This window comes from Glutamicibacter sp. B1 (assembly GCF_039602135.1).
Taxonomy (GTDB): Bacteria; Actinomycetota; Actinomycetes; order Actinomycetales; family Micrococcaceae; genus Glutamicibacter; species Glutamicibacter ectropisis.
This window is the reverse complement of sequence record NZ_CP125942.1, coordinates 403,063-425,381: the sequence shown is the minus strand read 5'-3', so window position 1 is coordinate 425,381 and position 22,319 is coordinate 403,063. Positions and strand designations below refer to the sequence as shown.

Sequence of the window (22,319 nt, the reverse complement as noted above, 5' to 3'; positions counted from 1 at the left end):
ATCCGACGCTCAGAAAGATATTTTGCGAGCCACGGGAATATCCTGAAGCCTACAGCGTTGAACATGAGCATAGACCGCTCAAGTTTCTACTAGGAGGCTCACTTGCCAGCATTTTTTGGTGCACCCTCAGACGGCTCGTTTGAGGAATTCCTCTCTCGGTTCCTCTCGTCACGGGCTCAGGCAGCGCGTCCCATCGACATTACTCGCCTGCTTTCCACGCGTACGCACGAAGCAGTAGCAACGGCTGCGGCCATCTCGCACGAGCACGGGCACGACGAAATTGACTCCCTGCACCTGCTCGCTGCCCTGATTCGTACCGAACCTATCGGTGAACACCTCACCGCCATGGGCATCGACATCGAAGCTCTAAGCCAGGATACCATCGCGCACATGCCAAAGAGCCAAGAAAAAGGCGAAAAGCCAACCCGGCTATCCTCGGCTGCCCAGCGCAGTCTCTTCGATGCCTACCAGGTAGCCCGTAACTACGGTTCGACCTACATCGACCCGGACCACCTCTTCCTCGCTTTTGTGTTCAACCCGGAATCCCCGGTCAGTCACCTGCTGGCCCAACACGGAATCACCGGCCAGTCCCTCCAGCAGGCAGCCATGGAACAGGCGCAGCGCGCCCAAAATGGCGGCCAGGATCAGGGCCAGGAAGACTCCGATGCTTCCATGCTCGAACGCTACGGTACTGATCTGACCGCACTGGCTGCTGACGGACAAATTGATCCGGTCATCGGGCGTGATGACGAGCTGGATCAGGTTGTTGAGATCCTTGCTCGCCGTACCAAGAACAATCCGGTGCTCATCGGTGAAGCTGGCGTAGGTAAGACCGCCATTGCCGAGGGCCTGGCGCGTGCCATCGTTGATGACGAGGTCCCCGAGCAAATTCGTGGTTCCCGACTGATCTCCATCGATCTGCCCGGAATGTTGGCCGGCACCCGATACCGCGGTGATTTCGAACAGCGCCTCACCGGCCTACTGGAGGAAATTGCCGACGCAGAAGGTCAGGTACTGGTATTCATCGACGAGATGCATCTGCTCGTAGGGGCAGGTTCCGGCGAGTCCGGAAACATGGATGCCGCCAATATCCTCAAGCCACGGTTGGCTCGTGGAGAGCTGCACCTGATCGGCGCCACCACCCTCGACGAATTCCGCAAGGTAGAGAAGGACAGCGCTCTGGCCCGCCGCTTCGGCAAGGTCATGGTTGACGAGCCATCTCAGGAAGTCGCCCTGGCTATTTTGGAAGGCCTGCGTGAGTCCTACGAGGATCACCACCAGGTGCAGTACACCCCGGCAGCTCTCAAGGCAGCCGTGGCACTGTCGGCTCGCTACCTGACCGATCGCCAGCTTCCGGACAAGGCCATCGATCTGATCGATATCGCTGGTGCTCGTCGTTCCATCGCTGCTGGCGATACCGAAGACGTGCAGTCCCTGCGCGCCGATCTGGTGGAAGCCGAACGTGAGAAGTCTCGTGCCATCGGCGAGGAACGTTATGAAGATGCTAGTGCCTGGCGCGATCACATCGCCGAGCTCACGGCGCGGATTAACGCTGCTGAAGAGGCCGGCGATGCCGGGATCACGCGAGTGGTAGACGAGGCTCAGATCTCTGAGGTCATCTCCCGTTCCACGGGCATTCCGACCTCCCGGATCACGGGCGATGACAAGTCGCGTCTGGCAACGCTGGAACAGGCCCTACATGCTTCGGTTATCGGCCAGAAGGATGCGGTGTCCGCAGTGGCTCGTGCCGTGCGCCGTAACCGCACCGGGCTATCCCCGGCAGGACGTCCGATCGGTTCGTTCCTCTTCCTGGGCCCAACTGGCGTGGGTAAGACCGAATTGGCCAAGGCGCTAGCTACCAACCTCTTCGGTTCGTCCGATTCGTTGGTGCGCGTGGATATGAGCGAGTACGGAGAGAAGCACACCGTTGCACGCCTGATTGGTGCCCCTCCGGGCTATGTTGGCCACGACGAACCAGGCCAGTTGACCGAGAAGGTACGACGTAACCCATACTCGGTGATCCTGCTTGACGAGATTGAGAAGGCCCATCCGGATGTGTTCAACGTGCTGTTGCAGGTGCTCGATGACGGCCGTTTGACCGACTCTTCAGGCCGCACCGTGGACTTCTCGAACACGCTGATCCTGATGACCAGTAACCTCGGTGGTGAGTACCTGGCTAACCGGGCCGGTAACTTCGGCTTCACCTCGGCCAAGGCCGGTAGCGAAGCCAGCGAGATCCGCGCCAAGGTGATGAGCAAGGTGCGCGAGTTCATGCGCCCCGAGTTCTTGAACCGTCTTGATGAGGTCCTGCTCTTCTCCAAGCTGTCGCAGTCGGAGATCGGCCAGATCGTCAAACTGGTCATCGCTGATACGCAGCAGCACCTGGCAGATCAGGAACTGGATCTGGAAGTCAGCGAAGCAGCCGTGAACTGGTTGGCGTCCGAGGGATACGACCCTGAGTTTGGTGCTCGACCACTACGCCGACTGGTTCAGCGTAAGGTACAAGATGCCATCGCCGATCTGCTGATCGATGATTCGCTGACTGCCGGCGACACCGTCTTGGTGGACTTTGCTGAGGACAAGTTGGTGGTGCGCAAGAAGGTTGATGCGCCAACCCCACCGGCGCAGAGCGAGCAGGTACCTAGCTTCTTCAATAACTAGGTAGCGCCAGCTTCAAGGGGGCTTGTTGCCCGGGGCTTTTGCCCCGGGCAACAAGCCCCTTTTGTGCGCCCTGAGCACATCAGTTAACCGAGTTCATTGGGGCTCACCGAAGGATCAGATTTCGAACATGGAATCATTAGGGTTTTCGCTCAGTTTCTCTAATTAATAGCTTTTGTTGATTCATTCCTAATAGACTGAGAATTCATCACTCTACTAGGAGCTAATCTTGCGCGTCCGAAGTCTCATGACCTTATCCTTGGCGGCCATCTTGATGACTGGATGTAGCGCAACCCAAAGCCCAGAATCTCCTGCAGAACCGACAAGCGCCGCAACCACGCCAGCAGTTTCCAGCGCAACAGCTACGACTGCTGACGTTGAGCTGGCCGAAAACTCGCTCGCCCCGTCTCCTACAGAGGCAACGTCAACGCCCCTCACCGGCCAAGCCTGGGCTGACTCAAAAATTCAAATGTGGAAAGACAATTCTGGCATCAAATCCACGCAAGGATTCCTGTATCCCTATAATTTGATGACCTCGTGGGAGTCTCCAAAAGAGGGCGTTCTGAATATTTATTTGGATAACAGCATGATCTTTAACCGGGACGGAATGCAGGAAAGTTATGAGACACGCGAGGATGAACTGCGTTTCATGGGTCGAATAATGTTCGAGAGCGTCGGCGAGAAATCGCCAGAGTTTGAAAGCGTCACTTTCGCCACCGAGGACGGCAAGAATTCAGGAACTTACTCGCGAGCTCGCACCGGCGCAGATCCCAACGACCGCAAAGCCTGGGCCAACGAAAAATACGTGCAGTGGCTATCGGGCATGAACGACGTATACGAGTCGATGTGCCACGCAGAAATTACCACCCTAGAGGTGTACCGCAGCTGCCTTCCCGACGACCCACACGCCTACGTAGATAAAGTAACCTCACCTGCCTTCGGTGAACTTGTTGTCACGATCAAAGACGGTCCTTGGATGGATGGTACTTACGACATGCCTGCGTCGGGTTTCGTCGCCTCAAACATGCTCATCAAGATCAATGACAAAGCTGCCGTTGGGGAGCAAGTTGAAAAGCTCACCGTCATCGCCCGAGGCGGTGAAGATACGACCACCTCCCCACGGGAAGAATGGCTGCAATAAGCACCAACATCTACCCCATAGATTCTTTGAGCGGAAAGAGCACGCTCTAGGGTTGACGTTATGACCCAAGAACTATCGATTCCGTTTAATGACTCCGAGCTCAGCGCCCTCTTGTACCCGGCAGAGAAAGCTCGCGCGTTCATGATTCTGGCTCACGGATCTGGTGCCGGTAAGAATCATGAGTTCATGACTGGTTATGCACAAGCCGTCGCGGACCTGGGAATCAGCGTCTTGAGCTTCAATTTTCCATATATGGATGCCGGAAAGAAGTTCCCCGATAAAGCACCGACCGCAATTGCCGTTTGGCATCAGGTACGTGCATGGGTTGATGATCATTTAGCCAGCGGGCTTCCAGTAGTCGTTGCTGGCAAGTCCTTTGGTGGACGGATGGCTTCGTTGGCTATCGCCGAGGGGATGCCAGCAAAAGCTTTGATCTTCTTGGGTTATCCGCTGCACGCTCCAAAGAAGGAAGACAAGCTTCGCGACGAGCATCTCTACCCATTGACGGTTCCCATGCTGTTTTTGGAAGGTACCAAGGATCCCTTCGCCAACCCATCAAAAATGGAAGCAGTCGTTGCGAACCTCAATGAATCGGCCGAACTAGTTTGGTTTGAAGGCGGTAATCACTCCTTCAAAGTAGCTCGTTCCAAACGAACAGTGGCACAAGATGGCGCCTGGCTGGCCAGTGCGTCCGTCGACTTCATCTCCCGATACGCACTCTAGTCTGAGTCGCGCAACCAATAACCGTGTGGGTTATCGAAGAACTCTTGCCACTGACGCACGAGCTGTAAGTGTTCAAACTGGCTCTCCCGTAATCCCCACGCTCCAACTTCCAGAATCTGCGCCTCTGGGAACGTAGCGAGCATCGGGGAATGGGTGGAAATGATGATCTGTGATCCCCCATCAGCGATGGTTCGCAGTAGCTTCATCAGTCTTGCGCAGCCAGCAAGAGACAACGCGGATTCCGGCTCATCCAAGATCCATAAGCCCTGGATAAATGGGACTCGCTCTTCCACGAGATCAAGGAATGACTCACCGTGGCTACGCTCGTGCAATCTAGTTTGGAATCTTGACTCTTCAAGATAGGTATAAAAATTATGCATGGTTTCAGCACGCAAGAAGAATCCCTTGCGCGAGGCAGCGGCACCACGCTCAAGTTTCAACTGTTGCCATAATTCTGATTCGCTGGGTCGCGTCGCATTCATGGCACCGGTTGATCCACCCTCGGCGTTCATTCCATAAGCCATCGCCAAGGCTTCAACGAGCGTCGATTTTCCAGTTCCGTTCTCACCAACAATGATGGTCACTTGCCCAAAATCCAGACCTTCATGAAGCAACTGACGCACCACCGGTAAAACAAAGGGCCACTGCTGGTTTCTGAGCAGTGCGTCCGGATCAATAGCTTCGACGCGTCTGACCGGCAAGAACATCTGTGAAAAATCCACAGACTCACCCTTCCTGGCGTTGCAAGAAACTATAAACCTCAGTTTCATCCACACCGGGGAAAGCTCCCGTGGGCATCGCCGCCAGCAGGTGAGTGTTGGCACGCGTAGCTGGCCAAGCATTTCCAAACCACTGGTCAGAGAGGTGGGCTGGTGGACGACGGCAGCAATTTTCGTCAGGGCAGGTGGACTGACAGCGTTCCTTGGTATCGCGCCCACGGAACCATTTCACGTGCTCAAAAGGGACACCAATAGAAAGCGAATACAATCCTGATGAGTGCCGTTCGGTACGTGCAGAACACCAAAAGGTGCCGTTGACGGTATCGGTATATTGCTCAAAAGATCGGAATTTATCCATCTGTTCAAAGACGACACGGCTGGTCCAATATCGGCAGATAGTCTGCCCTTCGATAGCGCCGGTGTGGTCCGCAGGGAAGTTCACACGATCATTCTCATAGGCCTTATGCAAAATTCCGGACTCATGAACCTTTTGGAAGTGACAGGTCATACCAAGGTGTTCGGTGGCGAGATTCGTGAATCGGTGCGCGGCGGATTCATAAGACACCGCAAAAGCATCGCGCAAATCCTCAATAGCCAACTCTCGGTTATTCTTGGCCCTGCGCAGATACTCAACTGTTGATTTCTCCGGCAACATCAACGCCGCTGCAAAGTAGTTGGTGGCCACGCGTTGGGAGAGGAAATCAAAATAATCCGTAGGGGTCTTATGCCCCAGAACGTGATGCCCCAAGGCCTGCAGTAGAACCGACCGCGGATCATGCTCAGTCCGATTAGCCTGAGTCAGGTAAATACGCATGTTTTTCAGATCGGTCACGGATCGTGTGGAGTGCGGCAAATTTCCCACAAAACGCAAGCTGAAGCCTAAATGCTCGGCAATGTCTGCTGCACGGTGATGAGAAAGTGGTCCGGCATCGTGACCGACGGCCGAGAGCACTTTGGCAGCTTCCTGCTCAATATCCTTGTAATAGTTATTGCGACGTCGCATCTCCTGGCGCAACGCAGTATTAGCTCGTCGGGCTTCTTCCGGAGTCGCAGCCTGTTCATTCAGTCGTCGTTCGAGTTCGTGTTGCAGTCCCACCAATGATTCGAGCACGTCCATAGGAAGACGGGTGCCTACGCGCACTGTTGGAAGACCCAAAGACTCGTAGAGCGGGCCACGCTGCGCGCGCTCAAGTTCAATTTCCAAAGCAGCTCGGCGTGAGGGAGGTTCAGTGCCCAAAAGGTCATCAACGCCAACATCGAAAACTCCGGCTAAGGCTTTGAGCAGAGAGAGTTTCGGCTCACGCTTTCCGTTTTCAATGAGGGAAAGTTGGCTCGGCGCGGTATCGACCACGGCCGATACATCGTCCAAAGTCATCTGTTTGCTCTTGCGAAGGAAGCGAATCCTACGTCCCAAGGCAATAGCATCCATCTCCGGTGTTTCTCCGGAGCCATTGCCATTTTCCGGCGTCGTCGCACGGTTCCATGTGGTTGCAGTCACATACCCAGAGTAAGCGAAGAACGTAGAAATTTTCCAGAACTCTGTACGTTCAGTTACTTTTCTAGGGCTTTAGGTCCTTCCCAGCGCGAAAAATTCTTAGTTCTTCCACTGAGGATCGCTGTAGCTTTTCATGTCACATCTAATGCTTGCCGACGGAATCTAGCACTCTGACCACCCCATAAATGAGCCCCCGGAGTTAGCATCCAGCTGCGCGGAGGTGCAGAAATCCTGGAGTGCTTTCATCGTGTGCAACAACAAAATTAACTGGCCCCATTCGTGCCGATGACACGACACAACTGGTTGGTCAGTTGCGCATGGTCACAGGCAAGTAGACTCGAACCATGAGCGAAGCACAGGCTACTTTTGCGCCGGAATCCATTCTTGAATTGTCCAAGAGCGCTAAGAAGCAATGGGAGCTAGGGCAGGTCCGCCTCATCGCCGCGGGCACCCTCTCTGATGCTGGCACCTTGCAGCGCAGTTCCGAGGCCGAAGCTACCTGGCAGGTATCCATTCGCTCCATCGAAAAGGAAGCATCCTTCACCGCAGCTCTACCTGCGCAAGTGATGACCCTGATTGCTGGAGACTTCGTGCAGCTGGAGGTCGAAGGTGAGCCACATGGTCTAGAACCATTGCGTCCACTGAAGTTCACGTCCTCCGCCCCAGTAGAAGCCAGCCAACCCACCGAAGAACTGCTCACGGTTTATGTTGCCGCGGATCCGCAGAAGGTTCGCCCGACCGTTCGAGTCGTTGAGTTATCGAAGAAGCGTGAACAGTACCTCTTTGATGGTCAACTTGGCATCCTTGTTCAAGGTTCCGCAGTGCTATTGCTTGGAGATCAGCAGCAGGCGATAAATCTTCGCGACACTGTTGCTGGATCAGATGCTCAGGAACCGCGCATTTCCGGTCGCGGTGTCATGGCGGTTGTTTCTTTCGATCTAGCTTGATCGACCACGAGCATCAGTGCGCGCCCGGTCTCTCAAAACAAAAACCGAAGATTTTTACGTCGTGACATCCAGCTACGCGCAGTCACGGAGCGCGTAGCTCCCTTTTTTAGCGCACTGAACATCCCGCAACCCCGGGGCTAACAGCGCTCTTGATTGCAGCCGCACCTGGGTTCCTATTTTCAGCTTCCCGCGGCAAAATCCCTAATCAGCTGGCACTCAAACGTGTTCTACCAGGCGTCCGCGACGGCGCATTTTCCCCGTAAACACACGAGTGCTTCTAAAATTTGCCACTTTTTCTTGGTCAAATATCCAGATTTGGCCAATTTTTTAGGTTCTGGCTCACTTCGGGCGGAAGAAGTTCAAATCTTTCACTTTTGTTAAGAAGTGCGGATCTTAATCTCAAAAACCTCTATTTCTGCCCTTGCGCTTGAGGAAAAGTAGTTGTCACGAAGAAGTTCACAAGATCACCTAGCGATCAACATGAACCCGGAACTTGTGCGAAGGAGCCAAGGAAATGACTACCGAGAACACCAACGAAACCTCGATCGACAACCGCATCGCAGCCATCGAAACCGATTGGGAAAACAACCCTCGTTGGAGTGGCGTCACCCGTGACTACACCGCAGCCGATGTCGTAAAACTGCAGGGTCGAGTTCAGGAAGAGCACACCCTAGCAAAGCGTGGTTCGGAGAAGCTGTGGAAGCAGCTCACCGAAGAAACCCCGACCGGCGGCTACACCAACGCACTGGGCGCACTGACCGGTAACCAGGCAGTACAGCAGGTCAAGGCCGGACTTCGTGCCATCTACCTTTCAGGTTGGCAGGTCGCAGCCGATGCAAACCTCTCGGGCCAGACCTACCCGGACCAGTCGCTCTACCCAGCAAACTCGGTCCCACAGGTAGTTCGTCGCATCAACAACGCTCTACAGCGTGCCGATCAGATCGAATTCTCTGAAGGCATCCAAAGCGTCGAGGACTGGATGGTCCCGATTGTTGCTGATGCAGAAGCTGGCTTCGGTGGCCCACTGAACGCTTACGAGCTGATGAAATCCATGATTGCGGCCGGCGCCTCAGGCGTTCACTGGGAAGACCAGCTGGCCAGCGAAAAGAAGTGCGGCCACCTCGGCGGCAAGGTGCTGATCCCAACTCAACAACATATCCGCACCCTGAACGCGGCCCGCCTGGCCGCCGACGTGGCTGGCACACCCTCCGTGGTCATTGCCCGCACCGATGCTGAAGCAGCAACCCTGATCACTTCGGATGTTGATGAACGAGATCAGCAGTTCATCACCGGCGAGCGCACCCCCGAAGGTTTCTACAAGGTCACCAACGGTATCGAACCATGCATCGCCCGTGCCAAGGCTTACGCACCATATTCGGATCTGATCTGGATGGAGACCGGAACTCCTGATCTGGAATTGGCTCGCAAGTTCGCTGAGGCAGTCAAGAAGGACTTCCCTGATCAGATGCTCTCCTACAACTGCTCGCCTTCCTTCAACTGGAAGAAGCACCTGGATGATGCAACCATCGCCAAGTTCCAGCGCGAACTGGGCGCCATGGGCTTCAGCTTCCAGTTCATCACCTTGGCTGGCTTCCACGCATTGAACCACTCAATGTTCGATCTGGCTCAGGGCTACGCGAAGGACGGCATGAGCGCCTACGTCGAACTGCAGGAACGCGAATTCGCTTCCGAGGCTGCTGGCTACACCGCCACCAAGCACCAGCGCGAAGTCGGCACCGGCTACTTCGACGCAATCTCCACGGCGCTGAACCCGAACGCCTCCACCCTGGCCCTGGTGGGATCCACCGAAGAAGGCCAATTCCATTAGACCCTGATGGGTCGATGGTGCTAGCCGGCAGTGTCGCCGGCTAGCACCACCACCATTTTTAATCTTTAAGGACGCTGCCATGAACTCCCCCATCACCCTCAACAACATCACCATCACGGCTACCCCAGTTCGCTACCAGGAGCAGATCCTGACCAGCGACGCACTAGACTTCTTGTCTTCCTTGCACAGCGCATTTGAATCCCGCCGTGCCGAACTCATGCAGCGTCGACAGGTCAACCGGGCACGCATCGCCAATGGTCGTGATCCAAAGTTCTTGGAAGAGACCCGCAGCATTCGCGAAGATGATTCATGGCAGGTCGCCCCGATCGCCCCAGGGCTGGAAGATCGCCGAGTAGAAATCACCGGTCCGATCGAACGCAAAATGGCGATCAATGCACTGAACTCCGGCGCTAGCGTATGGCTGGCCGACATGGAGGATGCTTGCTCCCCAACCTGGCAAAACGTGATCAAGAACCAGGTCAACCTGATCCGCATCCTGGATCAGGAGCTGGACTTCACCGCACCCGACGGTCGTGAGTACAAGCTGAACAGCTACGAACTGAGCGAACTGCCCACCATCGTGGTTCGTCCCCGCGGCTGGCACCTGCCAGAAAAGCACCTGCTGGTTGCTGGCACCCCGATCTCCGGCGCATTGGTGGACTTCGGACTGCACTTCTTCCACAATGCCAAGCGTCTGCTGGCAGCCGGCCGAGGCCCGTACTACTACCTGCCAAAGCTGGAGAACCACCTGGAAGCACGCTTGTGGAACGACGTGTTCAACATGGCTCAGGATCTGTTGGGAATCGAGCGCGGAACCATTCGTGCCACGGTGCTGATTGAAACCATTACCGCAGCTTTCGAAATGGAAGAGATCCTGTACGAGTTGCGTGAACACTCCTCGGGCTTGAACGCAGGACGCTGGGACTACATCTTCTCGATCATCAAGAATTTCCGTTCCCGCGGACCACGCTTTGTCTTCCCTGATCGTGACACCGTGACCATGAGTGCACCGTTTATGCGGGCTTACACCGAGCAGTTGGTTCGTGCTTGCCATCGTCGTGGGGCATCGGCCATCGGCGGAATGAGCGCCTTTGTTCCTAGCCGCAAGGATGCATCGATCAATGAGATCGCCTTCAGCAAGGTTCGTGAGGACAAGGCTCGTGAAGCTGCCGACGGTTTTGACGGATCCTGGGTGGCTCACCCGGATCTGGTATCCGTGGCTCGTGAGGTATACGACGAGGTACTGGGTGAAAACCCGAACCAGTTGCAGCGCACCCGTGAAGATGTTGAGGTTTCGGACACCGCTTTGCTGAACATTCAGAGCGTAACCGGCAAGATCACCGAACGCGGCATCCGAGACAACATCGAGATCGGTATCCGCTACATCGAGTCCTGGCTGCGCGGCAATGGTGCAGTGGCCCTGCGTAACCTGATGGAAGATGCAGCTACCGCTGAGATCTCCCGTTCACAGCTGTGGCAGTGGATCCACCAGTCCGCCATCACCGATGAGGGTGAAATCATCACCCGTCGTTGGGTACAGGAACTGGCCGAGGAAACCATGGACCGCATGGAGCGTTTTGAAGGAGACCGCTTCGAGGAAGCGATGGAAATCTTCGAAGCTTGCGCCCTGCGTGATGACTTCCCGACCTTCCTGACCAAGAATGCTTACCTGCGTTACCTGGATGCGCCAGCTCGCACCCTTGAAATGGCAGGCTAAGCCCCTACTAGACCGGGCCGATTGTCACCAGTCGTCCGAAAGATCGGCCACGAAAAGCGGCATTCATCCGTTGGTAACCAGTCCAGCGGGCGGATGCCGTTTTTTGTGCGCAGTGACTAGGCTGTAGCCATGGCATTTCAGTTCAAGAGCCCCGCCGAAGACCTTTGGCAGCCCGACTTACTAGGGGAAGACTTCTCTTATAGGCCACTGCCGATGGCCGATGGCTCTACCGCAACACTGGTGCGACACCGTCCGCGCAAAAAACTGCGCCTGCCACCACCGCTGCGCTCCATTGCAGTGCTCTACGTCCATGGCTGGTCCGACTACTTCTTCCAGAAGGAATTGGCCGAGTTCCTCTCCGAAGCCGGTGCGGATTTTTATGCCTTGGATCTACGACATTACGGACGCAATCTGCCCACAGATCACGCCAGTGGCCTCTCTGAAAGTACAAGCCCCGGATTCACCACGGACTTGCAAGAGTACTTTGAAGAATTTGATGCTGCACATCGGATCATCACCAGCGCACATCCGGGCACCCGGTTTGTCATGCTGGCACATTCCACTGGCGGGCTCAGTGCGTCCATGTATGCGGCCGCTAATCCGAACAAGGTGGATGCGCTGGCCTTGAACAGCCCGTGGCTCGAATTTCAGGCGAGTGAAATCGGGCGCACCGCCCTGGCGCGCATCATTCAGGCGGCCAGCGCACGCAACCCACACCGTTACCTGCCCACGGTGGATCCAGGTTTTTATACCCGCACTGTGTCCAACCAATTCTCCGGTGAATGGGACTACGACCTGAGCTGGCGGCCGGTGAATGGTTTTAAACTCACCGCCGGATTCATCGGGGCGGTTTTCAACGCACAAGCCAAGGTGAAAAAGGGCCTAGACCTGCAGATGCCCACCTTGGTGATGCTTTCGGCAGAGGACTACCTGCTGCCCCGCTGGCATGACACTGCCACGCGTGCCGATGTTGCCTTAAATGTGCAGGTTGTGGCGCAACGCAGCCTAGATTTGGGCAGAGAACTACACGTAGTACGTTTGCCCGGGGCGCTGCATGACATCTTTCTCTCCGCCCCCGCGGTGCGCGCCAAAGCCTACCGCTCGCTGGGTTCCTGGCTGGCTGCGCTCAAGACCCGTCAACGCGATTCGCAATTGGTTAACTGCATTCGCACGGTGTTGCCCGAAGGCAGCCAGTTCCTAGATTCTTAGTGGATCAGCTTCTGCGGAACCTCGTCGTTGACGAGTTCTAGTTGCCATTCCCCGGCCTTGTCACGGCCCACAATGGCCACCGAGCCGTTACGAATGGTGTCCAGTTTGTAGCCGGCTAAGTGTGAGAGGGTGTAGCGAATGATCGTGCCGTGGCAAACGATGGCAACGTTTTTACCTGGGTAATCGGCCGCGATCTGCTCGATGGCGCGCAATCCGCGATCCACCACGGAATCCAGTGGCTCGATGCCACCGCCGTTTTTCTCTGGCCACTTCTCCAGCGCTTCGGTTTCCACCATGCCCTCGCCCTGCGCGTAGTCACGCTCGATTAGCAGGTCATAGCTGGGGCCCAATTCCATGCCCAGGCCATCGGCAATGATTTGTGCGGTTTCGCGGGCTCGCGATAGAGGGGAAGAAACAATAACGTCCCAGCCTCCGGTCTCCAGAACCTTCACTGCCTCTCGGGCTTGGTTCCGACCGGTGTCGTTCAACGGAATATCACTGGAGCCCTGCAGTCGGCCTTCGAGGTTCCATTGCGTCTGTCCATGGCGGACGAATCCTAGTTTCATGAGCCCATTCTCCCACTGGGTGGGTAGGCATCGGCAACCGCTGGTGGTTAAGCTCACGGTAGATCTGTGACACGTTCTTCGCCTCAAAGACCACATAGAACATAGGATTTTCTGGGCTGTTTCTTGTTTTCAACCGTAGATAAGCCCCAGATCGAATGCCCCCGAAAAGGATCCGAGCAATACCATCGTGACCGATATTAAGGCCTCACTAGCCCGCGGGCTCACGGCCCGCCACATTCGCTTCATGGCCCTGGGCTCAGCGATCGGAACGGGCCTGTTTTATGGCTCCTCCTCCGCTATCCAAGCCGCCGGACCAGCAGTCCTCTTTGCCTACATGATCGGCGGTGCTGCCGTCTTCATCGTCATGCGTGCCATGGGCGAGATGGCAGTGAAGCATCCGGTCTCCGGGTCATTTGCACACTATGCCTCGCGCTATCTGGGCAACTTTGCCGGCTTTGTTACCGGGTGGACCTTCAGCTTTGAAATGGCCATTGTGGCTATTGCTGACGTGACAGCCTTCGGAATCTATATGGGCTTTTGGTTCCCGCAGGTACCGCAATGGATCTGGGTGCTGACCGTGGTATTACTGATCGCCACAATCAACCTGATGAAGGTCAAGGTCTTCGGCGAAACCGAATTCTGGTTGGCCGTCGTGAAGGTTACGGCAATTATTGCCATGATCGTCGGTGGCGCGGCCCTAATCATCTTCGGTTTTAACGCCCCTGACACCGAGACCGCCACAGGATTCGCCACGCTGATGAGCGCCGGCACGCTCTTCCCCAACGGGTTCATGGGTCTGTTGCTGTCCTTCGCCGTGGTGATGTTTGCCTTCGGCGGCATTGAAACCATCGGTATCACTGCAGGCGAAGCCGATGATCCTTCCAAGTCCGTACCGGCAGCGATCAACACCGTGCCTTGGCGTATCCTGCTGTTCTACGTAGCCTCGCTAGCCGTGGTCATGATGCTCTTTGACTGGCGTCAGATCGATGGTTCGGCCTCACCATTTGTGCAGATTTTTGACGGGCTCGGCCTCCCAGCAGTGGCTCACGTGCTGAACGCCGTGGTGATCACGGCAGCAGTCTCAGCCATTAATGCTGATACCTTCGGCGCCGGTCGTATGCTCTACGCCATGTCGGTGGCCGGCCATGCACCCAAGTCCTTCGGCCGGGTTTCGCGTAATGGCGTGCCATGGATGACCGTGGTCATTATGGCTGTGGTGCTGCTCTTGGGCGTGGTGCTCAACGCGCTGTTGCCTGAAGCACTGTTCACCATCATTGCTTCGATCGCGACCTTCGCTACCGTCTGGGTGTGGATCATGATCTTGGCTTCCTACCTAGCGATGCGTCGCCGAGAAGCTAAGGAAGGCATTGATGGATCGGTTGCTCGCGAATATGCGGTACCTGGCGGAACCATTGCTGCCTGGTCGGCCCTGGTATTCATGGCCTTTGTTGTGGTGCTACTAGCGCTGAGTGCTGAAACTCGCGTGGCCTTGTACACCGGCGTTATCTGGCTGGTGATACTAGGCGTGCTGTACAAGCTCCTGGTCCGCCCTACGGCTGCGATCGATCAAAAGAACAACGACTCGTTGCTGAACTAAATTTCAGTGACAACGGCGCCCAGACACTCATTTTCGTGATGTCTGGGCGCCGTTGTCATATCCGGTCGCTTCTAGTCGATTCTCTGCCGATCAGAACGCCGGTTCCTAACCCGAAGTTGTGGGTCAGCTTGAGCACGCAATTCTTGGACCAGGGCTATAGTGGCCCACAGCAACATACCAGCTCCGACAATCCATAAACTGCCCAATCCCAGGTGCAAATAAGCCAACACGCCACCGAGCGAACCCACGGTGATCATGGCCCACAACACCGCATAACGCAGCCACAGCAATCTGCTGACTCCTTGGTTGGAACCGGTCACCAGTCCAAGGATGGCTCCGCCCAAGGCCTGTCCGAGTTTTACCAGTGTGCCCGTCATGTAGGTCAGGCCCAAAGAGACCTCCCCTGAACGCGTATAGGACACGTTCACCACACCCATGGCGGCTGCCAACAAAAGTGCAGTGAGATGGGGCTGGATGATCGCGGTGGCAGTGGCAGTGAGCAGTAAGGCTGCACTGAGGTACATCGCAACAGGTCTGCGCAACGCGGCCAGAGGAGCCGTCAGTAGCGTCGCAACGACCACACCGGCGACAAAGCTCGACACCAGGGACATTGCGGTAATCCACCCGGTGATGTCACCGGTCATGAGCGCCGCGGAAGAGCGCGTAGAGTTGCCCGACATAAATGACAAGAAATAGCCGCCAAAGTGCACAAAACCGACGCCGTCCACAAAACCGGCCATGGCGGTAATGGTTCCGGCAAAGAGGATACCTCGCCAGCGAAGATTCTTTGCCACCTGCAACTGCTTTCTGCTTTGATCCGTGTTTTTGGACGCGTTCGCCCGTTTCCTAACTATTCCATTTAATGTTCGCGACCAATTCGCACCGACAGTGGAATGCAACGCAGTGAAATATTGTTAGCCCGAGTATGAGTGAAATTTCTGGCGAACAGCCAACCGAATCAAAGCGCCTACGCGTCGACATCTTTTCCGATATTGCCTGCCCGTGGTGCTTCATTGGCAAACGACGCTTTGAAAAAGGTGTTGAAGCATTCGAATTCTCACAGAACATTGATGTGTATTGGCATGCCTATCAATTAGATCCTTCCCTGCCCGATAACTACGACGGTAGCGAAGCAGAATATCTCTCGAAGATGAAGGGACTAGATCAGGCGCAGGTTCAGCAGATGCTGCAGCACGTGACTGCTCAAGCTGCTGAGGAAGGCTTGAAGTACGACTTCGAGAATCTCAAGGTCGCCAATTCCTTTACCGCACTGCGTGTTCTGGAGTTTGCAAAGCAGCACGGAGCCGGCGATGAAATGAAGGAAGCGCTACTCTCGGCACACTTTGAAAAGGGCCTAAATACTGGAGAGCTTTCAACTCTCTTGGAAATTGCAGACTCATTGGGCCTGAATACTCAGGAGTTGAGTAAGCAGCTTGAATCTGGGGCCTACACCGATGAAGTGAATGCCGATATTTCTCAAGCACAGCAGCTCGGTATTACCGGAGTTCCCTTCTTTGTGCTCGATGGAAAATACGGTATTTCCGGGGCACAACCAGCCGAAGTTTTCGCTAACGCACTGACTCAGGTCTACGCGGAGAATGTGAAAACTCAGTAACCAGGAAATCCGACGTGGCTACTCTGCCGGTGCGCACACCAGCTTGCCGGCAGAAGTATCCAATTTACGTTCCTTCTGCAGTCCCTCAAATTTCTCCCCGACGGCCAGATCTACAGTGGTTCCCCATTTTTCTGCATCAAAGATAAACACTGTCCCTGGCACCTGGCGCTGAACGGTAAAAGCCTGCGCATAGCCATCTGGACCGGCAATGACGGCGCCTGTTGTCTCCGCAAGGGAGCTCCACCCAGAGGTCAGTGAGGAAATCTTAAAACCGCGATCTTCCAGCGACTTTCCGGTGTCCGAAGCGAGCCCGGCAATATTCGTGGTGTTCAGAACCCGTATTTTGAAACTCTGCGGGTCTTGGTAAGTGAAGTTCACGTCAGGGCACGTAGCGTTTTCAATTTTTACTGGCGTCGGAGCTGCAGTTTCGGCGCTCGTGGCGTCCGCTCCGAGTTTCAAGTTTCCGGTGACAATCAGCACGGCACCTGCGGTGACTGCAATGACAAGTAGGGCCATCACTGTGAACACGGCGTTCTGCCGTCTACGCGCACGCTTCTTAGCTTTACGATCCGAACTGAAGCTCAGGTCTTGTTCATTAACGATATGTGCACCGTGCCAGTCGGCCGGGTCTTCGCTTTGACGCATCTTCCCACCTAGCTCCGGGTAGCACTGGGCTACGGCCAGCCGGGATAACTACCTTGTCATCCCCGTGGCAGTTAGCTTATCGAATCGTCGTCCAAATCCAATATCCGCGCGTGTATTACGGAACGATGATGAAGTGCCGAACGCAATGCGCGGTGCACCCCGTCTTCAAGATATAGAACTCCCTGATAGCGCACGACGTGCGGGAAGAGGTCGCCATAAAAAGTGGAGTCTTCGGAGAGCAAAGTTTCAAGATCGAGCGTGGACTTAGTCGTAACCAGCTGATCCAGCTTTACCTGTTGGGGTGCTAGTTCACTCCAGTCACGTGAGGAGACCAACCCGTGCTCTGGGTATGGGCGCTTGTCACCTATTGCTCGAAATATCACCCTTCCAGCATAAGCTCACGGTAGTGCGATCGCTGGAATTACCTGCCGCTGCGCCCGTGTGCGCTTGGATAAGTTTTATCCGTCATAGCAACTGCTTGCCGAGCACAACTGCCTGAACGATGGGGCAAAGCCCGTCGCCAGATCACGGGATCATTTTCAGTTCTTTTGAAAGTGACAGCAACACTAGTCCCGAAGTACTGGAGGCCCCGGCAGGGAGAATTGTCGCGATCAGCGAAAGCCAGCTCCTAGCTGCACCTTCGCCGCGTCAAAAAGGGAGCTCTGGGCGTCATCCAAGCGCTGAGAATGATTCAACGTCGTATCCTGTTTACGCACTGGGGCCGATACGCCTCCTGAGGGTAACGCGCGTCGCAGACAAACGCCTCAAATTTTGTGAAAACACTCATTATGAACCTCATTTTTGTTCTTCGCAAGGATTGTTACACGGCAAGAAACGTGAAGGAACCGGGCGTAACTTAGGCTGGTAACAATCACGTCATAAGGTGCACTCTGAGGATATGAAAAATGTAGTCACCGAGATCCCAGTCCTCGACATTTCTACCTCACGCAATGCAGACGGCAGCTTTAACGAAGATTTCGTCGCCGCCCTTCGTGACGCGGCGCATCGTGTTGGATTCTTCCAAATCGTTGGCTACAGCTCCCAAGAAGGTCAAGACCAAGAGCTGTTGGACACCATCGCAGAGTTCTTCAACAAGCCAGTCGAGCAGAAGATCAAGCTTGATAACCGCAATAGCGCCCAATTCCGTGGTTACACCCGCATGGGCACCGAAATCACCCGCGGACGTGCAGATGCTCGCGAACAGATTGACTACGGACCGGAGCGCGAGCCCCTGGCAGTCGTGCCAGCCGATAAGCCATACCTGAACCTGCAGGGACCAAACCAGTTCCCAGAAGATTTCCCACAGCTCGAAGAACGTGCCATGGCTTGGGCTGAGCTGATGAACAAGACCGGTCACGAATTGCTCTCAGCAATTGCCGTGGGTCTGGGCTTGTCCGAGAACCACTTCGACGAGCCTTTCGCTGACACTCCTTCGTGGATGGGCAAGCTGGTTCATTACGTATCCGGCGACGTTGTTCCAGAATCCGGCAACCAGGGTGTTGGTCTGCACGCCGATTACGGCTTCGTCACGCTCTTGCTGCAGGACCAGGTAGGCGGCCTGCAAGTACAGCCTTATGGTCAGGAAGAGTGGATTGAAGTTCCACCAACTCCGGGCGCTTTGGTCGTCAACCTTGGTGAAATGTTGGAAGTTGCCACTGACGGTTACCTGATGGCCACCATTCACCGTGTCATCGCACCGCCTGCTGGCGTTGATCGTTACTCGGTACCGTTCTTCTACTCACCTCGTCTGGATGCAGTCATTGACAAGGTTGAGTTGCCGGCAGAATTGGCCGCTGAAGCACGTGGCGTTTCCGATGATCCAGAAAATCCAATGCTGGCTTCTTACGGAGCCAACGTACTCAAGGGCTGGTTGCGCGCTCACCCACAGACCGCGGCAATCCACTACCCCGAGGTACTCAAGGCAAAGAAGAGCGCATAGCTCCTCTGCCCCGCTAGCCTGCCGGGGAGGCAAACTAGAAAAAGACCTGTTGGTCTCTTCTCGAAAGCAATTTTCGAGTTGAGGTCAGCAGGTCTTTTGCCGTTTATCGACCTAGATCGCGCCCGCAAGGACACAGAATTCATTGCCTTCAGGATCGGCGAGCACGACCCAACTCACGTCCTCATCCTGACCAACGTCTGTGTAGGAGGCGCCGAGAGAAAGCAGTCGATCGACTTCTTGTTGCTGATCAGTGCCATGCGGTCGTACATCGAGGTGTAGCCGATTCTTGCCTAATTTCGGTTCGGGAACCTGTGCGAAGGTCAAAACAATGGTCGCGCTATTCTCATCGGGAGCGCCAATGGTGACTAATCCGACTTCTTCTTCCTGCACCTTAAAGTCCAATACTTCGCACCAGAAGCGAGCCAGAAGCATCGGGTTCGTGCAGTCCACGGAAATCTCGCTCAACACACTTGCCATGATCTTGCCTCGTCGAAAGATTGATCGTCAGTTGGTTCGGATCATACCGGCAAACAATCTCTCGGAGTCAAAGGGCAAAAAATAATGTCCTGATTCACCGCGTATACGACGAATCAGGACATTAAAAATGGCGGAGGATAGGGGATTTGAACCCCTGAGGGCGTTAACCCAACACGCGTTCCAGGCGTGCGCCATAGGCCGCTAGGCGAATCCTCCTCAGTTTGCTCCGTGGAGCAGGATCCAGCATATCTAAATTCTCGCTCAATCACGAATCGAGAGTTCTCCTGCCGTTTCCCGCACCGTCATTCAGAGTAATTTCCCTGAATCCCGGCGATTCTGGAGGTTATACCCATCTCGTTGCTTTCCCGTTTTGCCCCTCAGCAGCGGATGAATACTACTAATCATGAGCAAAAGAGAGGTATTTCACAGCAGCGATGATCCTCGCCGCCTACATATTGGCCCTCCCGGAACTCGCGCTACTCCAGGGGATTTCGGCCATTGGGCCGCCAATCTTGATCAAGACAATCTTTTCGCACAGATTGCTGCCACAGGGCGGCAACTCTACGAACGGCCGCCTGCAACCTCAACAGATCAGGGCTTGGATACGCTAAAAATCATTTCGCGTTTGCGCAGCATGCTGGATGCAGCAGAGGCCGCTGTCATGGCCGATTCTTTTGAGCAAGCGGTGAAAGCAACTTCTGAACAGGGAACTCAAGATTCACTCATTGAGATCTCTGATAGTGCGGCTCAAGAGCAGTCTTCTCGTTACTACGGTGTCGATCCTTCAGAGGAAGCGGTCGTCCGATCTTCATTTGTCGCTGAAGCTGCCATGGCATTGCGGACTTCCGAGGCCAATGTCAGAGATCGACTATTTATCGCTGAAGGACTTCGCCATCTATGTCCTGAAACCCTTGAAGAATTAAGTCGTGGCGAAATCACCACCAGAACTGCCCAAGAGATCGTGAGGCAGTCTCAAGATCTTGAACCTGAAGATGTGCGGCATATGCAGCAAACATTGTTACCTATTGCTCGGACCGCTACGGATGCCGCCGTCGCTCATCGCGCACGCAAGATCCACGAACGACTTCACCCACGTCCAATTGAGGAGCGCCATAAGAAAAGCGCCGAAGACCGAAAGGTCACTTACTGGAACGAGCCTAACGGGATGTCGGTAATCCAGTTGTTCATGCCCGCCGAAAATACTCTGAGCATCATCAACACCGTCAACTGGCATGCCTCGCAGCACGATGATCCTGAGGATGAACGAACCGAACAACAACGGCGCCTCGACATCATTTGCGATGCTTTAATCGACGGATGGCCGGCGACAAAAGGCACCCCACTCAAAGCACGAGTCGCGGTGACCATCCCTGCATTGGAAATGCTCACCGATCCCAAACGAGCCCTAGCAGACCTAGAAGGCTACGGACCGATACCCATCGGCACCGCATTACGTATTGCCAAAGATGCGCCATCCTTCATGAAGGTCCTCACCGACCCATGGTCTGGTGCCGTGATAGATGTCGGTCGTGAAAAGTACCGGCCCTCTAAGGCTTTGAGGGACCTATTACGCAATCGCGATATTTGTTGTCGGTTCCCCGGTTGCAATCGTCCTGCGGAAACTTCAGAAATAGATCACATTGAGGCTTGGGAAACCGGAGGTCACACCTCACGGACCAACACACACCTACTATGCAAGCGGCATCAAATGTTCAAGCATGCCTTGGGATGGCAAGCTACCTATCTGCCCGATGGTTCGGTGAACTGGCGCTCACCACATGGTGTGGTGTGCATCGAACTTCCCGGAAGCGTCACCAATGTGCAGAACTTCGACTTTGAAAAAGAGCAGACGCCAATGCTTCCGACAGTTGCGCTCAATGAACGGGTGCGCAAGGTTTTGGGATGGTTTGAACCGACAGATCAGGAGACCGGTTGAGAGCAAGCGCACGCTCCCCGATTTTTGTCCAAGCACCACCCTCGGGTAGTATTTTCGATGACCCCTCGTGTGGTGTCATCCTGTTGAACTCCCCCAGGACCGGAAGGTAGCAAGGGTAGATGGGCTCTGGCAGGTGCATGAGGGGTCTTTACTTTTTCACGCAAGCCGAATGGAGTCCACGTGGGCGCTGGCCGTTTCGCCCCTAGCCCTTCCGGGCCACTCCACCTTGGCAATTTGCGCACGGCCATCCTTGCCTGGCTTTTTGCCCGTTCTACGCAGCGCGATTTCTTGTTGCGTATCGAAGATCTTGACCGTGTACGTTCCGGTGCCGAAGCGACACAGATCTTTGAATTGGAATCCCTTGGACTGCAATTCGACGGTTCGCTCTTGCGTCAATCCGAACGCCTCCCCCTGTACTTTGAAGCCGTCAAGCAGCTGGAAGAGCGGGGACTGGTGTTCCCCTGCTTCTGCTCTCGGAAAGATATTGCAGAAGCGGCAAGTGCGCCGCATGCAGCACCCGGGGCTTACCCGGGAACCTGCCGGAACTTGAGCTCAGCCGAACGCGAGGTGAAGGCAAAAGAGCGTCCCGCGGCTTTGCGGCTACGCTCGGAAGTTACAGAATTCTCAGTACACGACCAGCTGGCTGGCGACTACACAGGCGTCGTTGATGATTTTGTGTTGGTTCGCAACGATGGGGCACCGGCGTATAACTTGGCGGTCGTGCTTGATGACGCATTGTGCGGAATTGATCAGGTAGTGCGTGGAGATGACCTGCTCTCGTCCGCACCCCGACAGGCATACCTTGCCACGCTTTTGAGCTACGAAGTTCCGGACTACGTTCACGTGCCACTGGCACTAAATACCAAGGGGCAGCGACTTGCCAAACGCGATGGTGCGGTAACACTCGAAGAGATCACCGAACATGGGGTACATCCAGCCGATGTTGTGGCGATTTTGCTAGAGTCGTTGGGCTTGCCAAGTACAAGTTTGCAAGCAGCCCTTGAAGCTTTCGATCCGGTGAACTTACCCCGTGAACCGTGGATCGTAGAACCTGAAAAGATCGTCCAACAGCTGATGCCTCCAGCATCACGCAACCGATAGGGAACC

19 protein-coding genes, 1 tRNA gene and 1 other RNA gene are annotated in these 22,319 nt (G+C 55.2%); 13 read left to right on the top strand and 8 right to left on the bottom strand.

All coding sequences use genetic code 11. The features are described from left to right. Positions 1-102: 102 nt before the first annotated feature. The 3 genes from QMQ05_RS01995 (at position 103) to QMQ05_RS01985 (ending at position 4,522) form a co-directional block, all read left to right on the top strand. Positions 103-2,661: an ATP-dependent Clp protease ATP-binding subunit gene (locus tag QMQ05_RS01995; protein WP_345472573.1), complete on the top strand. Its 2,559-nt coding sequence runs from the start codon at positions 103-105 to the stop codon at positions 2,659-2,661. 226 nt (positions 2,662-2,887) lie between these two features. After that, a complete protein-coding gene (locus QMQ05_RS01990) occupies positions 2,888-3,799 on the top strand; it encodes a hypothetical protein (RefSeq protein ID WP_345472571.1) in 912 nt (303 codons plus the stop codon). A gap of 60 nt (positions 3,800-3,859) precedes the next feature. Continuing rightward, a complete protein-coding gene (locus QMQ05_RS01985) occupies positions 3,860-4,522 on the top strand; it encodes an alpha/beta hydrolase family protein (protein ID WP_345472569.1) in 663 nt (220 codons plus the stop codon). On the opposite strand, the gene QMQ05_RS01980 is transcribed toward QMQ05_RS01985, so the two are convergent. Then, the gene (locus tag QMQ05_RS01980; RefSeq protein ID WP_345472567.1) at positions 4,519-5,244 is read right to left on the bottom strand and encodes an AAA family ATPase; all 726 of its coding nucleotides are present in this window, start codon (positions 5,242-5,244) and stop codon (positions 4,519-4,521) included. The two genes, QMQ05_RS01985 and QMQ05_RS01980, sit on opposite strands and share 4 nt — an antisense overlap. Before the next feature lie 4 nt (positions 5,245-5,248). Further along, the gene (locus tag QMQ05_RS01975) at positions 5,249-6,670 is read right to left on the bottom strand and encodes a helix-turn-helix domain-containing protein (protein WP_345474597.1); all 1,422 of its coding nucleotides are present in this window, start codon (positions 6,668-6,670) and stop codon (positions 5,249-5,251) included. Between the two features lie 410 nt (positions 6,671-7,080). Here QMQ05_RS01975 and QMQ05_RS01970 point away from each other — a divergent pair, with 410 nt between their 5' ends. The 4 genes from QMQ05_RS01970 to QMQ05_RS01955 all read left to right on the top strand — a co-directional run bounded on the left by QMQ05_RS01970 (position 7,081) and on the right by QMQ05_RS01955 (position 12,437). Next, positions 7,081-7,683 (top strand): HutD family protein, encoded by a 603-nt coding sequence (locus QMQ05_RS01970; RefSeq protein WP_345472565.1) that lies wholly within the window; start codon positions 7,081-7,083, stop codon positions 7,681-7,683. 514 nt (positions 7,684-8,197) lie between these two features. After that, a complete protein-coding gene (aceA, locus tag QMQ05_RS01965) occupies positions 8,198-9,511 on the top strand; it encodes an isocitrate lyase (protein WP_345472563.1) in 1,314 nt (437 codons plus the stop codon). Positions 9,512-9,590: 79 nt separating this feature from the next. Beyond that, positions 9,591-11,228, top strand: coding sequence for a malate synthase A (gene aceB / locus QMQ05_RS01960; protein WP_255165491.1), 1,638 nt, complete (start codon positions 9,591-9,593; stop codon positions 11,226-11,228). Positions 11,229-11,357: 129 nt separating this feature from the next. Further along, positions 11,358-12,437, top strand: a complete 1,080-nt coding sequence (locus QMQ05_RS01955) for an alpha/beta hydrolase (RefSeq protein ID WP_345472557.1) — start codon at positions 11,358-11,360, stop codon at positions 12,435-12,437. Here QMQ05_RS01955 and QMQ05_RS01950 read toward each other — a convergent pair. Beyond that, on the bottom strand, positions 12,434-13,003 hold the full coding sequence (locus QMQ05_RS01950) for a histidine phosphatase family protein (RefSeq protein WP_345472555.1): 570 nt from the start codon (positions 13,001-13,003) through the stop codon (positions 12,434-12,436). The two genes, QMQ05_RS01955 and QMQ05_RS01950, sit on opposite strands and share 4 nt — an antisense overlap. A 244-nt stretch (positions 13,004-13,247) precedes the next feature. Between QMQ05_RS01950 and QMQ05_RS01945 the strand changes: the two genes are divergently transcribed. Next, a complete protein-coding gene (locus tag QMQ05_RS01945) occupies positions 13,248-14,600 on the top strand; it encodes an amino acid permease (protein WP_345474595.1) in 1,353 nt (450 codons plus the stop codon). Between the two features lie 71 nt (positions 14,601-14,671). On the opposite strand, the gene QMQ05_RS01940 is transcribed toward QMQ05_RS01945, so the two are convergent. Continuing rightward, on the bottom strand, positions 14,672-15,394 hold the full coding sequence (locus QMQ05_RS01940; RefSeq protein WP_345472553.1) for a YoaK family protein: 723 nt from the start codon (positions 15,392-15,394) through the stop codon (positions 14,672-14,674). A 131-nt stretch (positions 15,395-15,525) separates the two neighbouring features. Between QMQ05_RS01940 and QMQ05_RS01935 the strand changes: the two genes are divergently transcribed. Next, the gene (locus QMQ05_RS01935) at positions 15,526-16,215 is read left to right on the top strand and encodes a DsbA family oxidoreductase (protein WP_334121135.1); all 690 of its coding nucleotides are present in this window, start codon (positions 15,526-15,528) and stop codon (positions 16,213-16,215) included. Between the two features lie 18 nt (positions 16,216-16,233). On the opposite strand, the gene QMQ05_RS01930 is transcribed toward QMQ05_RS01935, so the two are convergent. Next, entirely contained in the window at positions 16,234-16,860 is a 627-nt protein-coding gene (locus QMQ05_RS01930) for a LytR C-terminal domain-containing protein (protein ID WP_345472550.1), read from the bottom strand. Between the two features lie 71 nt (positions 16,861-16,931). Continuing rightward, positions 16,932-17,243 carry a type II toxin-antitoxin system VapB family antitoxin gene (locus QMQ05_RS01925; RefSeq protein WP_345472548.1) on the bottom strand — a complete coding sequence of 104 codons (312 nt, stop codon included), beginning with the start codon at positions 17,241-17,243 and terminating at the stop codon, positions 16,932-16,934. Between the two features lie 515 nt (positions 17,244-17,758). Between QMQ05_RS01925 and QMQ05_RS01920 the strand changes: the two genes are divergently transcribed. Then, the gene (locus QMQ05_RS01920; RefSeq protein WP_345472546.1) at positions 17,759-18,799 is read left to right on the top strand and encodes an isopenicillin N synthase family dioxygenase; all 1,041 of its coding nucleotides are present in this window, start codon (positions 17,759-17,761) and stop codon (positions 18,797-18,799) included. A gap of 111 nt (positions 18,800-18,910) precedes the next feature. On the opposite strand, the gene QMQ05_RS01915 is transcribed toward QMQ05_RS01920, so the two are convergent. After that, entirely contained in the window at positions 18,911-19,276 is a 366-nt protein-coding gene (locus QMQ05_RS01915) for a VOC family protein (RefSeq protein ID WP_345472544.1), read from the bottom strand. A gap of 128 nt (positions 19,277-19,404) precedes the next feature. Then, positions 19,405-19,492: transfer RNA gene (locus tag QMQ05_RS01910), tRNA-Ser, on the bottom strand. Positions 19,493-19,679: 187 nt separating this feature from the next. On the opposite strand from QMQ05_RS01910, the gene QMQ05_RS01905 reads away from it, so the two are divergent. From QMQ05_RS01905 to gluQRS, 3 genes are all read left to right on the top strand, one after another. After that, the gene (locus QMQ05_RS01905; protein WP_345472542.1) at positions 19,680-21,212 is read left to right on the top strand and encodes an HNH endonuclease signature motif containing protein; all 1,533 of its coding nucleotides are present in this window, start codon (positions 19,680-19,682) and stop codon (positions 21,210-21,212) included. A 56-nt stretch (positions 21,213-21,268) separates the two neighbouring features. Further along, positions 21,269-21,365: signal recognition particle sRNA small type (ffs, locus tag QMQ05_RS01900), an RNA gene on the top strand. 27 nt (positions 21,366-21,392) lie between these two features. Further along, positions 21,393-22,313, top strand: a complete 921-nt coding sequence (gene gluQRS / locus QMQ05_RS01895; protein WP_345472540.1) for a tRNA glutamyl-Q(34) synthetase GluQRS — start codon at positions 21,393-21,395, stop codon at positions 22,311-22,313. Positions 22,314-22,319 lie beyond the last annotated feature (6 nt).

What these genes read in the sequence shown, in the direction of transcription:
- QMQ05_RS01985 (WP_345472569.1), top strand. Translation starts at nt 3,860, where the DNA reads ATGACCCAAGAACTATCGATTCCGTTTAATGACTCCGAGCTCAGCGCC.
- QMQ05_RS01975 (WP_345474597.1), bottom strand. Translation starts at nt 6,670, where the DNA reads ATGGATGCTATTGCCTTGGGACGTAGGATTCGCTTCCTTCGCAAGAGC.
- QMQ05_RS01970 (WP_345472565.1), top strand. Translation starts at nt 7,081, where the DNA reads ATGAGCGAAGCACAGGCTACTTTTGCGCCGGAATCCATTCTTGAATTG.
- aceA (WP_345472563.1), top strand. Translation starts at nt 8,198, where the DNA reads ATGACTACCGAGAACACCAACGAAACCTCGATCGACAACCGCATCGCA.
- aceB (WP_255165491.1), top strand. Translation starts at nt 9,591, where the DNA reads ATGAACTCCCCCATCACCCTCAACAACATCACCATCACGGCTACCCCA.
- QMQ05_RS01955 (WP_345472557.1), top strand. Translation starts at nt 11,358, where the DNA reads ATGGCATTTCAGTTCAAGAGCCCCGCCGAAGACCTTTGGCAGCCCGAC.
- QMQ05_RS01950 (WP_345472555.1), bottom strand. Translation starts at nt 13,003, where the DNA reads ATGAAACTAGGATTCGTCCGCCATGGACAGACGCAATGGAACCTCGAA.
- QMQ05_RS01945 (WP_345474595.1), top strand. Translation starts at nt 13,248, where the DNA reads ATGGCCCTGGGCTCAGCGATCGGAACGGGCCTGTTTTATGGCTCCTCC.
- QMQ05_RS01935 (WP_334121135.1), top strand. Translation starts at nt 15,526, where the DNA reads ATGAGTGAAATTTCTGGCGAACAGCCAACCGAATCAAAGCGCCTACGC.
- QMQ05_RS01930 (WP_345472550.1), bottom strand. Translation starts at nt 16,860, where the DNA reads ATGCGTCAAAGCGAAGACCCGGCCGACTGGCACGGTGCACATATCGTT.
- QMQ05_RS01920 (WP_345472546.1), top strand. Translation starts at nt 17,759, where the DNA reads ATGAAAAATGTAGTCACCGAGATCCCAGTCCTCGACATTTCTACCTCA.
- QMQ05_RS01915 (WP_345472544.1), bottom strand. Translation starts at nt 19,276, where the DNA reads ATGGCAAGTGTGTTGAGCGAGATTTCCGTGGACTGCACGAACCCGATG.
- QMQ05_RS01905 (WP_345472542.1), top strand. Translation starts at nt 19,680, where the DNA reads ATGAGCAAAAGAGAGGTATTTCACAGCAGCGATGATCCTCGCCGCCTA.